Source organism: Streptomyces sp. NPDC057565, from assembly GCF_042801455.1.
GTDB lineage: Bacteria > Actinomycetota > Actinomycetes > Streptomycetales > Streptomycetaceae > Streptomyces > Streptomyces yanii.
In genome coordinates, this window is the sequence record NZ_JBHVFU010000001.1 from 672,001 (window position 1) to 685,339 (window position 13,339).

A 13,339-nucleotide genomic window follows, 5' to 3' on the forward strand; every position below is an offset into this window, starting at 1 on the left:
TAAGGGCTGTCCCGTCATCCCTGGCGGGCGCATGAAGACAGCTACGGCACCCGGTACGCATGTCGCCGACAGCGAGTTTCTGCTGCCGGTGGAATTGCCACCGATACTATGCACGGCATGATCAACTCATACGCGAGCCTTGACGACGCTGGGGTTGCGATAGCTGCGGCACATGCCGGCGCCGACGTGGTGCGAACCATGTACGGCCGGCAGCTCACCCGCATCGACAAGGGAGCCGGGGACTTTGCCACCGCCGCCGATCTCGAGGCCGAGAGGACGATCCTCGGCGTCATTCGTGCCGCTCGGCCCGAGGACGCTGTGCTCGGCGAGGAGGGCGGGCAGCAGGGTACCGTCGACGCTGTGCGCCAGTGGCTGGTGGACCCCTTGTGCGGCACGCTGAACTACGCCGTCGGCAACATGCTGGTGGCCGTCAACGTGGCGCTGCGCGACGGGGCGGCGGCGGTGGCCGACCCGTTCAGCGGCGAGGTCTTCTTCACCGACGGTGAGACCGCCCGGGTACGGCACAACGGGGCCGATGCGCAGCTGGTGCCCACGTCCGCCACCCAACTGGTCGACGTCAACCTGGATCCGCCGTTCCCGAACGCACCTGGCTTCCGGGCCGTGGACCTGTTGGCCCACCCGGGGTTCATCGAGCGGTTCCGGCCGCGGGTCGTGTCCACGACGCTGGCGCTGGCCTGGGTCGCTGCCGGCAAGCGTGCCGCGTACGTCACCGATGGCGGCGACCTGTCCGAGAGTGTGCATTTCGCCGCCGGCATCGCTCTGTGCCGGGCCGCCGGTTGCGTCGTCACCGGGATCGACGGCGCCCGGATCGGGCAGGGAGGCCGCGGACTTGTCGTGGCGGCCGACGCGGAAACCCACGGGCTACTGATGTCGGTGATCGGCGACCGAAGGGAGAACCGCCCCTGAGGCGTCGCCCGCGCGCCCGCCTCAGCACCGCGCTCCGCAGGGGTGGGTGCCGGGGTGAGCAGCTACGGCCCATGTCTGGGCGGCGCGTGGGGAGATGCCGGGAGCGCCATCGGGCTGGACCGCCCGCTCGTCGGCGCAGGCCGGTGGGCACGGTGCAGGACGGCGACCGGCACCTGCCGAGGGATACGTCGGTGTGGCGCTGAGGCAGCTCCTTGGCGGGTACACGAACGCCCCGGCGTTCGTCGTGGACCCGGCGAAGGACTTCCTGGCGGTCAAGGCCCCGGTCGACGCGCTGTTTTTCCCGCTCGAGACGGCCCGGGTCCGGTCCCGGGCCGCCGAGTGGTGCTCGCTCAGGCGGCGGATCGTTCCACGGGAATCCACAACTCTGCGTCCGCCCGCTCCCCGTCCTGCGTCGGGCGGACGCGCAGGATCTCGGGCCCCTGCCTGCTCAGGTACGGATTCGACGGGAACCACTGCGTGAACACATCCCGCCACAGGTACTGCAGCGCCCGCGGGAACGGGCCGGAGTTCTCGAAGACGGCCCACATCCCCGCCGGAACAGCGAGCACGTCCATATCCTCGGGAGCTTCAGCGTGCGTCACCACGCCGTGGTAGTAGTCGAGTTCACTCCCCTCGGCCCGGCTCGGATCGAGCTGGTCGCTCGCCCCGACGATCCCCTCGGGCTCCTGGTCGGACAGCGCCGTGATACGCCGTAGCGTCTCGGGGTCGATGCCCCGGATGAAGTCGGCGATCGCCGAGTTGATCCCCTCGTGGACGAGCGGGACGCGGGCCTTCTTGCCGACCACACGGAACTCCTCCTTCTCCACGATCCTGTATCGCATGCTGCTGCTCCCTTCAACGATGAGGCGGAAGGACATCCGTGGCTGGGAGCGCAGAGCCGCACCAGTGCGCCGGGCCTCGCCCGGACCCACACCGTGTACGGCTCGAAACGCACGCGCAAAGGCTTCTCCCGAGCTGTAGCCGTAGCGCACAGCGACCTCCAGCAGTGTCCGCTCATCGGCGAGCACCTCGGCACCCGCCACGGTCAGCCGCCTACGGCGGATGTACTCCGACAGCGGGATGCCTGCCAACGCGGAGAAGAGTCGGCGGAAGTGGTACTCCGACGTCACTGAGATGTGCGCGAGATCGGCCACGTCGATCGGCTGGTCGAGATGCGATTCGATGTGCTCCATGGCCTGGTTGAGCTGCTCCAGCACCCCCGTCTCCTTCCCTTTCGACCACTCACGTTAGAGAGGCCCACCCTGCCGGACCCGACATCCTGTGCCCGAAGCGGTCGGGTCGACAGTGCACCCGTTCAGCGAGACCGAGAAGCAGCGTGTTCACCCTGTCCAGACGGGCGTGTGAGCTGCTGACGGTCTCCCGGACCGCTCTCCGCGCCCCCGCATCGGCAAGTCCGGTCCCCGAGCGGTCCGCGATGCCGAGTTGACGGAACAGATCGCCGACGTTCCTACGGGATCGCGCGCAACCCATGGATCCCCGAGCATCCACGCCGTGCTCAAGCGGCAAGGCGCTCGATGCGGCCGCCGCATCACGCGGCTGATTCCGCGGCCCATGAAGCCTCTTCGAGTTCGGGCTATTGGGCGATGACGGCGACGCCGGTGCGGCCGCCGTCCACGTCGAGGACGGTGCCGTGCACGAAGTTTGCCTCGTCGGAGGCGAGGTAGACCGCTGCGTTGGCGATCGCGTCCGGAAGTCCGAAGCTGCCGGCCGGGGTGCCCTTCATCATGATGTCGCCGGGGTGGACCCCGGTCCCGGCCGGCTCCGCCGTGTGGACCACGCCGGGGGAGATGGCGTTGACGCGGATACCGCGGGGGCCGAACTCGGCAGCCCAGGCACGGGTGAGGGCTTCCATTGCTCCCTTGGAGGAACTGTAGACGGCGCCGATCGGGATACCGAGCCGGGCGATCCACGAGCCCAGGTTGATCACCGCGCCGCCGCCGGCCTCGATCATTGCGGGGGCCACCGCGGCGGTCAGGAAGAACGGCGCTTTGACATTGACCGCATAGATCAGGTCGAACGTCTCTTCGTCGGTGTCGGGCGTGGAAGGGCTCGGGTAGATGCCGGCGTTGTTGACCAGGATGTCGATGCGACCGCCCAGGGCACGGGCGGCTTCGTCGGCGAGGGCGCGGGAGGCGGGCGCGCTGCCGTCGAGATCCGAGGCCAGGAAGTCCGCTTTGCCGCCTGCGGTGCGGATCGCGGCGACGACTTCTTCGCCGCGCTCCTGGCTGCGGCCGGACACCGCGACGTGTGCTCCTTCAGCGGCGAAGGCCAGGGCGATCGCGCGCCCGATGTTGCTGGTGGCGCCGGTTACCAGGGCGGTCTTGTTCTGCAGGCGGTTGCTCATGATGCGATCGGCTCCAATTCTTGCAGGGCTTGTGGGGCCGATGGTGTCTGCCAAAAAATGGACCTGCAAGTCCAATTTTGCTACGTTGGATTGACTGGTCCAACGGGAGGAGCGGGGATGCGCGGATCGTTGACCGCCAAGGGACAAGCGACGCGTGGCCGGATTGTCCAGGGGGCCGTCGCGGTGCTGCGGGAGAAAGGTGTCGCGGTGGCGACGCTGGACGATGTCCTTGCACGCAGCCGTACGAGCAAGAGCCAGCTGTTCCACTACTTTCCCGGCGGCAAGGACGAACTGCTGCTCGCAGTCGCGCAGTTCGAGGCCGACCAGGTACTCGACGACCAGCAACCCCACCTCGGGTGCCTGGACTCGTGGGATGCCTGGTACCGGTGGCGTGACACGGTCATTGCGCGCTACGAGGAACAGGGTGACCAGTGCCCGCTCGGTTCGCTTTTCCTGCAGATCGGCCGCAACACCCCAGGGGCGCGGGCGATCGTGATCGAGTTGCTGCGCCAGTGGCAGGAGTACCTGGCGACGGGGATCCGGGCTATGCAAACGGCAGGGCACGTGCCTGTCTCGCTCGACGCAGACCGGACCGCGGCGGCGCTGCTGGCGGGCATCCAGGGAGGGGTGTCGATCCTGCTGTCGACCGGTCGCTCCAGCCATCTCCATGCGGCCCTCGACGAGGGGATCACGGCGCTGCGCAACGCCGCGTCCGCTGCGATCTGAGCCCACATCTGCGCCTGCCGAGAATGTCGGCCGACGGCGTGGCCCGTGCTCGGTCGCGGACGTGCGCACACCTCGGCCGCTCGCGGCATCCCGAGTACACCCTTTCCCGGGATCTCGCCGTCGCCCGAGGTTTGCCGACCGCTCTTGGTGAGTGCTCCGATGCGGGGTCGGGCTGTCCCGAGGTGACGTCGGGTTCAGGAAGTCGGCACCGGAATGAGCATGCATGAACTGGTGGCGTGAGCCAGGAGGCGATCCGCACCGTCGAGGAGCCGTGCCTCGGCGAGGGCGGTGCGGCGGCCGCTGCTGACCACTGTGCCGACTGCGCGGATCTTGCCGGTGTCGACGGTGATCGGGCGCAGGAACTTCACGGTCAGGTCGAGCGAGGTGTACCCCATGCCTTGCGGAAGGGTGGAGTGGACCGCGCAACCGGCGGCCGAGTCCAGCAGTGTGGCGTAGATCCCGCCGTGTATGCTGCCGATGGGGTTGTAGTGCTCCTCGCCCGGGATCAGGGAGAAGACCACGCGCCCGGGCTCGGCCTCGTCGAGGGAGAAGGCCAGGGTGGTGCCGACGGGAGGGGCGGGCAGCCGTCCGGCGGCGATGTCACGCAGGAACTCCAGACCTGTTTTCTGCCCGACGGCGGCCGCCGGGATCGCTGGATCTTCCCACTCGTACGTACGTGACCGTCCCATACGGCTGCGCCTCCTCGCCTGACTTTGTCTGATGAAGCTAGCTCTGGTTACAGCTGACTGTCAATAAAAGAGTCAGGCGGCTACCATGACGAGATGAAGTGGCTCGAGATGAGCACGGAGAACTGTACGGTCCAGCGCACCCTCGACCTGGTCGGCGAGAAGTGGACGCTGCTGATCCTGCGTGACGCCTTCAACGGGGTGCGCCGCTTCGATGACTTCCGCCACCATGTGGGGGTCTCGGAGGCGGTCCTGGCCGGCCGACTCCGCAAGCTGGTCGCGGCCGAGATCCTGTATACGGTCCCGTACCAGGAACAGGGCAGCCGCACCAGGCACGAATATCGCCTGACCCGCAAGGGGCGGGATCTGTGGCCCGTTCTCGTGGCGCTCAGGCAGTGGGGCGAGACGTACGTCGCCGACCCCGAGGGGCCGGTGCTGGACATCCGGCACAGCGCATGCGGCGCGCCGGTTCACGTCGTGGTCGAGTGCTCCGGCGAGCATGGCGCGCTCACCCCGGTCGAGGTCACCGTCCTGCCCGGACCTGCGGCCCGGCGTCACACCTGAATGCGGGTGGCGAGCGAGTCGACCTGTTCTGCCGACCGCATCGCTACAACAGCCTGTGCCGCCACCTCCGGCCTCGGACGGCGCAGTCCGATCGCCCATGAGACCGCATCTGACATCCCATCAATTACCGTGGCCGCAGCGGCAAAAGCCATGTCCAGGTTCAACGGTCAACCCCCGAAGGCGCGTCGGGATTCCGTACGCATCCTGTCCCCGTCGCCGTGCCCAGGAGCGGACCGCGGCGTCACGGTGCCCTGCCCGGTGCACGCCGGCTGGGTGATCGACTCCAAAGGGGCGGCAGATGGTGGGCCGGTCGACGTACTGGTATCGATGCGCCGTGCCGAACGCCACAGCTCTGCGGCCCGTCTCCGGTGGATTCAGCCCAGCACGCCGCCGGTGCAGCCCTTGCCCCCAGGATCTGCACGGCTCCGCGTTCGGCCTGCTCGCCGCCGTCCACGCGCTTGGCAGCCTCACCTCCTCCGCCGTGGCCGACGTGCTGTGGACCGCCATCACGCCGACCGCGGCGTTCGCCCACCTTGCGGCCGGGATGGTCCTCGCCCTTGCGGGCCTGCTCATGGCGGCGCGCGCCGGTGCAGCCGCTGACATTTTCGAGCCCCCGCGTGAGGGGTTGTCGGTGCGGCGCGCGATCCTGGAGACATGGAGATCGAGATCCTGGTCGTACCTGACTGCCCGAACGAGATACCCGCCACCGAGCAGCTGCGCCGCGCGCTTGACGACGTCGGCCTGGGCGACACCACGTTCGTCACCCGGACCGTCACGACCCGGGCGGAGGCGGAGCGGGCCGGATTCACCGGTTCGCCGACCGTACTGGTCAACGGGCGCGATCCGTTCGCGGAAGAGGGGCGGGAGCCGGGGCTGGCCTGCCGGGTCTACCGGAGCCCGCAGGGCCTGTCCGGGGTACCGCCGCTGGAGGGGCTGCGGCTGGCACTGAAGAAGGCCGCCGACGCCGATCTGTCCCGCTGACCGGCAACGGGCAGGCTCAGGTGTGGGCGGCCGCCGGCCCCTGCCGAGATCTGGCCGCGGCGGTGAGCTCGCGGGGGGTACGCTCCGGGGCGGTTTTCTCGCCGTGGACGACGCACGCTGCGGCGGCGAGGAGTTCGGCGGTGGCCTCGACGGCCCGGGCCAGGCGGTCCGCCAGGCCGGGTCGGGGAACGCCCGGGACGACCGCGAAGCCGAAGAGCAGCCCGGTGGCCAGCGCGGCCAGCATGAGCAGGACGTACTTGATCAGCACGTGTGCCGGGTCGAGAAGCAGTTTGTCGGCGTTTGAGCCGACGCTCATGAGAACGGTGCAGGCCGTGAAGAGGATCGGCTGGGTCTGCGGGAACGGAATGCCGAGGAGCAGGGCGGCGGTTCCCGCGACCGCAAGCGCCGCCGGGGGCAGCAGCCACAGGACGAGGGCCGCGGCGGTGGCTCCGATCAGGGCACCGGTAATGCGATTGCCGGACCGGGAGCAGAACCGCCTTCATCGACGTTCCGGCTTCTGGCTTCAGCGGTGTTCCGGGTTCGGGAAGTCGAAGCGGCAGCCCGCGTTCCATTCGGATCGTTGGTTGCCGTGCGCCGGAATCCCGCCCGCCCGCTTGAGCATGGCCGCCAGGTGCATCAGGTTCCACGTCATGAAGGTGGTGTTGCGGTTGGTGAACTCGTTGTCGGGTCCGCCGGATCCGGCATCGAGATACGACGGTCCCGGGCCCGCCTCCCCGATCCAGCCCGCGTCGGCCTGCGGCGGGATGGTGTACCCGAGGTGCTGGAGGCTGTAGAGCACATTCATCGCGCAGTGCTTCACGCCGTCCTCATTGCCGGTGATCAGGCAGCCGCCCGCCCTGCCGTAGTAGGCGTACTGACCCTTCTCGTTGAGCAGGCTGGAACAGGCATAGAGCCGCTCGATCACCTTCTTCATGACGGACGAGTTGTCTCCCAGCCAGATGGGGCCGGCCAGCACGAGGATGTCGGCCGCCATCACCTGGTCGTACAGTGCGGTCCACTCGTCACTGGCCCAGCCGTGTTCCGTCATGTCCGGCCATACGCCGGTCGCGATGTCGTGGTCGACAGCCCGTACGACGTCGACGCCTACGCCCTGCGCCTCCATCACGGCCCGGCTCCTGTCGATCAGCCCCTGTGTGTTGCTGACCTCGGGTGAGCGTTTGAGCGTGCAGTTGATGACGACGGCACGCAGGTTGTCGTAGCGAGCGGGCGACGAGTCGGCACCGGGCGACTGGGTGGTCACAGATCCTCCTGGCGTCCGCCGCCATGCCGTCACGGCGGCGCAACACCGACCATCGTGCTGGCAGGGATCCGGCTACGACCGATACGGCACAGCCGCATACCGCCGATCACTCCGACAGCCGAGCACCCGGCAGGCCGGCCCTTGAGGGACGTGCCCTTCACCCGACCGGGGGTTGGTGCGTGGTTCGCCCTGCGGCATGCGCATACGTTCGACCCATGGACGCCCACCCCACCTCCGCGCCGATCTCCGGGACGCGGACCGAGGACGTCGCGAACCTGATGGTCCGCTGTCTGGAGGCCGAGGGCGTGGAGTACGTCTTCGGGATCCCGGGCGAAGAGAATATCCGTTTCGTCGATGCCCTGGACGGCTCGCGCATCCGATACGTCCTGGTCCGCCACGAGCAGGGCGCCTCGTTCATGGCCGAGATCTACGGACGCCTGACCGGGCGGGCCGGGGTGTGCTCGGCCACGCTGGGGCCCGGTGCGATCAATCTCCTGCTGGGTGCCGCGGACGCGACGACCAACAGCACACCGTTCGTGGCTCTCGCCGCGCAGGGATCGCTGGACCGGATGCACAAGGAGTCCCATCAGGTCATCGATCTGGTGTCGATGTTCGCGCCGGTCACCCAGTGGTCCGCTTGCGTGGACAGCCCTGTCGCGGTGCCCGAGATGGTACGGAAGGCGTTCAAGACCGCGCAGAGCGAGCGTCCGGGAGCGGTCTTCGTAGCAGTCCCCGAGGACATCGAGGCCTCACGAATCACCAAGCCGCTCAACCCCCTGCAGGTCGACACGGTCCATGCCGACGCGCCGTCGCCCTCCCAGATCGCCCGGGCGGCGGAGGTTCTCGCGACGGCGCGTCGACCGGTCGTGCTGGCCGGCCACGGCGCCGCGAGGGGCAGGGCGGCGGATGCTCTCATGCGTTTTTCCGAGCGGCTGAACGTGCCGGTGGCGACCACCTTCCACGGGAAGGGCGTCTTCCCCGACGACCACCCGAACGCGCTCGGGGCGGTCGGCTTCATGCGGCACGACTACTCCAACTTCGGCTTCGACACCGCAGACGTCCTCATCTGCGTCGGCTACGAAGTCCAGGAGTTCGACCCGGTGAAGATCAATCCGGACGGCGACAAGCGCATCGTGCACCTGCACCGGTTTCCCGCCGAGGTGGATGCGCACTACCCGGTCACGGTCGGCGTCGAGGGCGATCTTTCGCAGGCGCTGGACGCACTGGCGGGCGCGCTGCCGGACGGCCTCGACTACGAGGCAGGAACCGGCGCGTGCATCCGGGCCCTGCTCAACGAGGAGCTGGAGTACGGGCGACGGAGCGACACATGCCCGCTCGTGCCGCAGCGCGTGGTCGCCGACGTGCGAGCCGCACTGGGGCGCGACGACATCGTGCTCACCGACACCGGCGCCGGAAAGATGTGGATGGCCCGCCTGTATCCGGCGTACGAGCCGGACACCTGCCTGGTCTCCAACGGACTGTCCACCATGGGTTTCGCGCTGCCCGGCGCCATCGCCGCGAAACTGGCCCGTCCGGAGCAGCGTGTGCTGGCCATGATGGGCGACGGCTCTTTCCTGATGAACTCCCAGGAACTGGAGACTGCCGTTCGCGAACACATCCCGCTGGTGGTCCTCGTACTGGTCGACGAGGAGTACGGCCTGATCACCTGGAAGATGGAGCTCGAACTCGAACGCCACAGCCACACCCGCTTCACCAATCCGGATTTCGTCGCCTATGCCGAGAGTTTCGGCGCCCACGGCTACCGCATCGAGACGGCCGGTCAGCTACTGCCGGTGCTGCAGCGGGCGCTGGCCGACGACGGCGTGTCAGTGATCGCCTGCCCCGTCGATTACTCCGAGAATCTGCGGCTCACCGAGCGGCTCGGCGCGCTCCACGGTCCGTTCTGACTCGACGTGTCAACGACGCTCGTGATCAATGCCTTTGGTCTGTTGCGAAAGTGCTGGTCGCGGCCATGCTGGATGGCGGCGACCGGCACGGCGGCCTCATGGCGGACGGCCGGTTCGTCATACCTCGCGGCCACTGCCCGATGGCGTTTTCGGCCTGTTGGTTCTGCACTCCACCGAGTGGCGCTGTTTGCAGTCGCCCGAGCCGCACATCGTGGTGGGAAGCCTCAACGGGAAGGCCAGGGCGTGAGGCTCCCTCCCTCCCGAAGGCGCGACGACGCTGCTCCGCGGGGCAGGCGCAGGTCAAGCAGAGGGCGTACGCATGTGCCCGGCGCTGCGGCCGACGTGTCCTTCTCGGAGGGCTTCCGGATCAGTCGGTGTCGAGGCCGTCGACGAGGCGGTTGAGGAACCGGTTGAACGTGGCTTCCGGGGTGAGCGGGCGTCCGGGTGCGGCGAGGGCCTCGGCGAGCTCCGGATGGTGGCCGTCCGCGGCGACAGCGGCCAGGTAGCGGGCCTCGGCTGCGGCCCGGTCGGGTGATCCCGCGGCTGCGGCCTGCGCGATCTCGTGGGCGACGTGCGCGGCTACGAATCCGGTGAGCTGGGCGAAGACCTCCAGCTTCGCTGCGCCGTCCAGTCCGGTGGGCCGCAGGGCGGCGAGGGCGCGTTCCAGGAAGGCCAGGGTGTTGGGGCCGGGTGTCCGGCGGGCCGACAGGGCAGTGGGCAGCCAGGGGTGCCGGAGCATGTGAGCGCGCTGGAGGTGGGCGATGGCCTTCAGGTCGGTGCGCCAGTCGCCGGTGCGGTCGTCCGCCGTCGGCAGTTCGCCGCTGACGTGGTCGACCATCAGTTCCAGCAGCGTCTCCTTGTCGGGGGCGTAGCTGTAGAGCGACATGGCGCCGGCTCCGACCTGTGAGGCGACCCGTCGCATGGTGACCGCGTCGAGCCCTTCCGCGTCTGCGAGCGCGACGGCTGCCGCTGTGATCGCCTCGCGGCTGAAGGTGGGCCTGCGCCCCCTGCGGGGCCGAGTGGGGCGGAGCCAGAGTTCTTGGGGGTCGACGCTCGTGGCGCCGGACCCGCCGTCAGGGGTACCGATCTCCGTTTTCCTTTCCTTGCCGCTGCCTCTCGTGTGGAAGCCATCCAAGCATCCACTATTCTCGTACGCAGTACGAGAATAGTGGAGGGCAACGATGACATCACGCACGCACGACGCCCTGCCGAGGCAGGCCTGGACGCCGCCTTCCGGGAAGCCGCCGCTGTCCGCACGGATGATGAGGGCGACCTGGCGCAATCTCCCGGCCAAGCGCCACGAAGCCGGGTGGGAGCCGGGTTTGGTGGTCCCGGCCGCCGACGGCAGCCCGTTGCGTACGGATCACTACTTTCCGCGCGCAGAGGGGGACTTCCCCACCCTTGTCGTGCGCTCGCCGTACGGCAGGGGCATGCCGTGGTCACCCATGTACGGCATGCTCTTCGCCGAACAGGGCTTCCACGTGGTCCTGCAAAGCTGCCGCGGCACCGGCGGCTCGGGCGGCCGGTTCGATCTGTGGCGCAACGAGGCCGACGACGGCCGGGCCACGGTGGCCTGGCTTCGAAAGCAGTCCTGGTTCAACGGACTACTGGGCACAGTCGGCCCCAGTTACCTGGGATATGTGCAGTGGGCGCTCGCCCTGGACCCACCACCGGAGCTGAAGGCGATGGTGGTGCAGGTGGGTCTGCACGATCCCTACGCCCTGTTTCACACCGACGGTGCACTCCGCCTGGAGAACGCCCTGGCTGTCGGTGTCGGCATGACGTACCAGCATCGGGGGATCGGCCCCTTCGTGAGGGCGACGCTGCGCCTGCAGCGTCGACTGCGCGCCATCACCACCGCGCAGCCACTGCGCGGGGCCTACGTGTCCGCCCTGGGGGGTGAAGTGCCCTGGCTGGACGACGTGATGACGCACCCTGAAGCCAACGACCCGTACTGGCTGGGCGCGTCCCCGGGAGAAGCGGCGGAGCGGCTGAGCGTGCCCACCGGCCTGATCACCGGATGGCACGACGCGCTGGCCGACCAGACCTTCGAGCAGTACGACCGGCTGCGTCGGGCCGGGTGCGAGACCGCACTGCTCGTCGGCCCCTGGACGCACACCTCCGCACTTCAACAGGGCTGGCCCGAGGTGTTCGCCGACAGCCTCGCCTGGCTGCGCGCGCACCTGTGCGCCGACCCCTCCGGCCTGCGCCCCACCGGAGTGCGCGTGCACGTCGGTGGTGCCGGCGAGTGGCGGGACCTCGACGACTGGCCGCCGACCCCGGCCGCGACGTCATGGTTCCCCGCCCCGGACGAGTATCTCACCCAGCAGGCCCCCACGGACAACACGCCGCTGACGTCCATCCGCTACGACCCGGCCGACCCCACCCCGTCCATCGGCGGCCCTCTGCTCTCCCGTACCGCCGGACCCCGCGACAACAGCATCCTGGAAGCCCGAGAGGACGTCCTGACGTTCACCGGTCCGCCGCTGGCCGAGCCCGTGGACGTCCTCGGCCCGGTCTTCGCGCGGCTGAGCATCTCCACGGACACCGGATACGCCGATGTCTTCACCCGACTGTGCGACGTGGACGCACAAGGTCGTTCCATCAATGTCTGTGACGGACTGGCTCAGCTGCGGACGGTGGAGGAGGCGCCGTCGACGGTCACCGTACCGATGAGTTCGACCGCCCACCGATTCGCCGCCGGTCACCGTATTCGCTGGCAGATCAGCGGAGGTGCCCATCCCCGCTACGCCCGCAATCCCGGCACCGGCGAGTCGTCGGTCGACGCCACCGACTTCACACCGGTACGCATCACGCTCCACGCGGACTCAGAACTGATGCTTCCCGGGAGCACCCAGGCTGCGCAGCCCTTCGAAGGTGAACAGCCCGACGCGTAGACAGCGGGGCGCCACCGGGAAGAAGGGAATACAGTCCCGGCGCACGACGTCCTCGTCCACCACCTGGTGGCCCTCCGACGGGTTCTGCCGCGGGCGGGCCCCGGTGTGTCAGGGGAGGACGTCGTCCGCAGCGCCGCGGTGTCACCGGCGCCGCAGGTTCGGGCCTCAGCAGCCGGGCGCGTGCGGGTCCTCCCAGCGGGCGGGGCCCGGGAGGCCGAGCAGCCGTATCAGGTGGAGCAATTCCTCGGATTCGCCGTGGGCGCGCAGCCGGTCAGGGGCGTGGCGGATGAGCCAGGCGGCGAGCTCGGCGCACATCTCATCCCTGTTCTCACGGCTGTGCCAAGGGAGTTGATCCCCCACCAGGTCGTACTCCCACTCCCTTACCGCCTCGGCCAGGTTCTGGTCGGCCACGGGATGACGCAGTTCCGCCCAGACGGTGAGCCAGGGACTGAGCTCGCCGGACGCCTCGGCGCACAGGACCAGGACCTCGTACGCCGGCACGGTGGGATCCGGGTCGATGAGACTGAGCGCCCACCAGGCGTGCAGGAACTCCCGCACCGCTGCGGCTTGCCCGACAGGCCAGCGCTGCCAGTGGCCTCGGGCGAATGACCGTCCGGCCTCCTCCATACCGAGTGGTTCGACGAGGCCACGGACAAGTGCCGCGGCGAACTGAGGCAGGATGCGACGCAGCACGGCCGCGTGGTCGGTCCAGTCCGGGGCATCCCAGGTGCGAAGCAGGAGATCGGGGTCCAACTCCAGGCCCGGCACTTTCAACTGCGCGAGTTCCTCCGCGCTGCCCCAGTGACACGGGCAGTTGTATTCGTCGGAACGGGCGGTCATGCCACGGAAGGTGACGGCGAGGCCGTCCAGTGCAGCGCTGAGACGGAGTCGGGCGGGAGCCTCGTCACGATTCATCGGGGGCGTACGTCCTTCAGGTACTCCAGAGGGCTTCCGCCGGCCGAAGATTCCTACTCTACCTGGCCTCGATACCGGCTTCGTCGTGGCCTGGCACGGCGGGAACATCA

13 protein-coding genes are annotated in these 13,339 nt (G+C 68.9%); 6 read left to right on the forward strand and 7 right to left on the reverse strand.

Going from position 1 to position 13,339, the window contains the following annotated elements:
• Positions 1 to 117 precede the first annotated feature (117 nt).
• Complete coding sequence (locus ACFU8W_RS02750; protein WP_384031602.1) at positions 118 to 927, forward strand: inositol monophosphatase family protein; 810 nt, start codon at positions 118 to 120, stop codon at positions 925 to 927.
• Positions 928 to 1,277: 350 nt separating this feature from the next.
• Here ACFU8W_RS02750 and ACFU8W_RS02755 read toward each other — a convergent pair whose 3' ends face one another.
• Both ACFU8W_RS02755 and ACFU8W_RS02760 read right to left on the reverse strand, forming a co-directional pair.
• The gene (locus ACFU8W_RS02755; protein WP_384031604.1) at positions 1,278 to 2,144 is read right to left on the reverse strand and encodes a GyrI-like domain-containing protein; all 867 of its coding nucleotides are present in this window, start codon (positions 2,142 to 2,144) and stop codon (positions 1,278 to 1,280) included.
• Between the two features lie 377 nt (positions 2,145 to 2,521).
• Complete coding sequence (locus ACFU8W_RS02760; RefSeq protein WP_384031606.1) at positions 2,522 to 3,292, reverse strand: SDR family NAD(P)-dependent oxidoreductase; 771 nt, start codon at positions 3,290 to 3,292, stop codon at positions 2,522 to 2,524.
• 117 nt (positions 3,293 to 3,409) lie between these two features.
• Here ACFU8W_RS02760 and ACFU8W_RS02765 point away from each other — a divergent pair, with 117 nt between their 5' ends.
• Positions 3,410 to 4,018 carry a TetR/AcrR family transcriptional regulator gene (locus ACFU8W_RS02765; protein WP_384031608.1) on the forward strand — a complete coding sequence of 203 codons (609 nt, stop codon included), beginning with the start codon at positions 3,410 to 3,412 and terminating at the stop codon, positions 4,016 to 4,018.
• Positions 4,019 to 4,212: 194 nt separating this feature from the next.
• Here the strand turns inward: ACFU8W_RS02765 and ACFU8W_RS02770 are convergent, their stop codons facing one another.
• On the reverse strand, positions 4,213 to 4,707 hold the full coding sequence (locus ACFU8W_RS02770) for a PaaI family thioesterase (protein WP_384031610.1): 495 nt from the start codon (positions 4,705 to 4,707) through the stop codon (positions 4,213 to 4,215).
• Between the two features lie 93 nt (positions 4,708 to 4,800).
• On the opposite strand from ACFU8W_RS02770, the gene ACFU8W_RS02775 reads away from it, so the two are divergent.
• Together ACFU8W_RS02775 and ACFU8W_RS02780 are read left to right on the forward strand one after the other, a co-directional pair.
• Positions 4,801 to 5,268, forward strand: a complete 468-nt coding sequence (locus ACFU8W_RS02775; protein WP_345519090.1) for a helix-turn-helix domain-containing protein — start codon at positions 4,801 to 4,803, stop codon at positions 5,266 to 5,268.
• Positions 5,269 to 5,922: 654 nt separating this feature from the next.
• Positions 5,923 to 6,249 carry a hypothetical protein gene (locus ACFU8W_RS02780; RefSeq protein ID WP_345519092.1) on the forward strand — a complete coding sequence of 109 codons (327 nt, stop codon included), beginning with the start codon at positions 5,923 to 5,925 and terminating at the stop codon, positions 6,247 to 6,249.
• Positions 6,250 to 6,265: 16 nt separating this feature from the next.
• Here ACFU8W_RS02780 and ACFU8W_RS02785 read toward each other — a convergent pair whose 3' ends face one another.
• Positions 6,266 to 6,565, reverse strand: a complete 300-nt coding sequence (locus ACFU8W_RS02785) for a hypothetical protein (protein ID WP_384031612.1) — start codon at positions 6,563 to 6,565, stop codon at positions 6,266 to 6,268.
• Positions 6,566 to 6,772: 207 nt separating this feature from the next.
• On the reverse strand, positions 6,773 to 7,510 hold the full coding sequence (locus ACFU8W_RS02790) for a flavodoxin family protein (RefSeq protein ID WP_384031614.1): 738 nt from the start codon (positions 7,508 to 7,510) through the stop codon (positions 6,773 to 6,775).
• A gap of 215 nt (positions 7,511 to 7,725) precedes the next feature.
• Here ACFU8W_RS02790 and ACFU8W_RS02795 point away from each other — a divergent pair, with 215 nt between their 5' ends.
• Complete coding sequence (locus ACFU8W_RS02795; RefSeq protein WP_384031616.1) at positions 7,726 to 9,417, forward strand: acetolactate synthase large subunit; 1,692 nt, start codon at positions 7,726 to 7,728, stop codon at positions 9,415 to 9,417.
• Positions 9,418 to 9,784: 367 nt separating this feature from the next.
• Here ACFU8W_RS02795 and ACFU8W_RS02800 read toward each other — a convergent pair whose 3' ends face one another.
• Positions 9,785 to 10,504, reverse strand: a complete 720-nt coding sequence (locus tag ACFU8W_RS02800) for a TetR/AcrR family transcriptional regulator C-terminal domain-containing protein (RefSeq protein WP_384032048.1) — start codon at positions 10,502 to 10,504, stop codon at positions 9,785 to 9,787.
• A 94-nt stretch (positions 10,505 to 10,598) separates the two neighbouring features.
• On the opposite strand from ACFU8W_RS02800, the gene ACFU8W_RS02805 reads away from it, so the two are divergent.
• Positions 10,599 to 12,314, forward strand: a complete 1,716-nt coding sequence (locus tag ACFU8W_RS02805) for a CocE/NonD family hydrolase (RefSeq protein ID WP_384031618.1) — start codon at positions 10,599 to 10,601, stop codon at positions 12,312 to 12,314.
• Positions 12,315 to 12,479: 165 nt separating this feature from the next.
• Here ACFU8W_RS02805 and ACFU8W_RS02810 read toward each other — a convergent pair whose 3' ends face one another.
• A complete protein-coding gene (locus ACFU8W_RS02810) occupies positions 12,480 to 13,229 on the reverse strand; it encodes a hypothetical protein (protein WP_384031620.1) in 750 nt (249 codons plus the stop codon).
• Between the last annotated feature and the right edge of the window lie 110 nt (positions 13,230 to 13,339).

What these genes read in the sequence shown, in the direction of transcription:
- ACFU8W_RS02750 (WP_384031602.1), top strand. Translation starts at nt 118, where the DNA reads ATGATCAACTCATACGCGAGCCTTGACGACGCTGGGGTTGCGATAGCT.
- ACFU8W_RS02760 (WP_384031606.1), bottom strand. Translation starts at nt 3,292, where the DNA reads ATGAGCAACCGCCTGCAGAACAAGACCGCCCTGGTAACCGGCGCCACC.
- ACFU8W_RS02765 (WP_384031608.1), top strand. Translation starts at nt 3,410, where the DNA reads ATGCGCGGATCGTTGACCGCCAAGGGACAAGCGACGCGTGGCCGGATT.
- ACFU8W_RS02770 (WP_384031610.1), bottom strand. Translation starts at nt 4,707, where the DNA reads ATGGGACGGTCACGTACGTACGAGTGGGAAGATCCAGCGATCCCGGCG.
- ACFU8W_RS02775 (WP_345519090.1), top strand. Translation starts at nt 4,801, where the DNA reads ATGAAGTGGCTCGAGATGAGCACGGAGAACTGTACGGTCCAGCGCACC.
- ACFU8W_RS02780 (WP_345519092.1), top strand. Translation starts at nt 5,923, where the DNA reads ATGGAGATCGAGATCCTGGTCGTACCTGACTGCCCGAACGAGATACCC.
- ACFU8W_RS02785 (WP_384031612.1), bottom strand. Translation starts at nt 6,565, where the DNA reads ATGAGCGTCGGCTCAAACGCCGACAAACTGCTTCTCGACCCGGCACAC.
- ACFU8W_RS02795 (WP_384031616.1), top strand. Translation starts at nt 7,726, where the DNA reads ATGGACGCCCACCCCACCTCCGCGCCGATCTCCGGGACGCGGACCGAG.
- ACFU8W_RS02805 (WP_384031618.1), top strand. Translation starts at nt 10,599, where the DNA reads ATGACATCACGCACGCACGACGCCCTGCCGAGGCAGGCCTGGACGCCG.
- ACFU8W_RS02810 (WP_384031620.1), bottom strand. Translation starts at nt 13,229, where the DNA reads ATGAATCGTGACGAGGCTCCCGCCCGACTCCGTCTCAGCGCTGCACTG.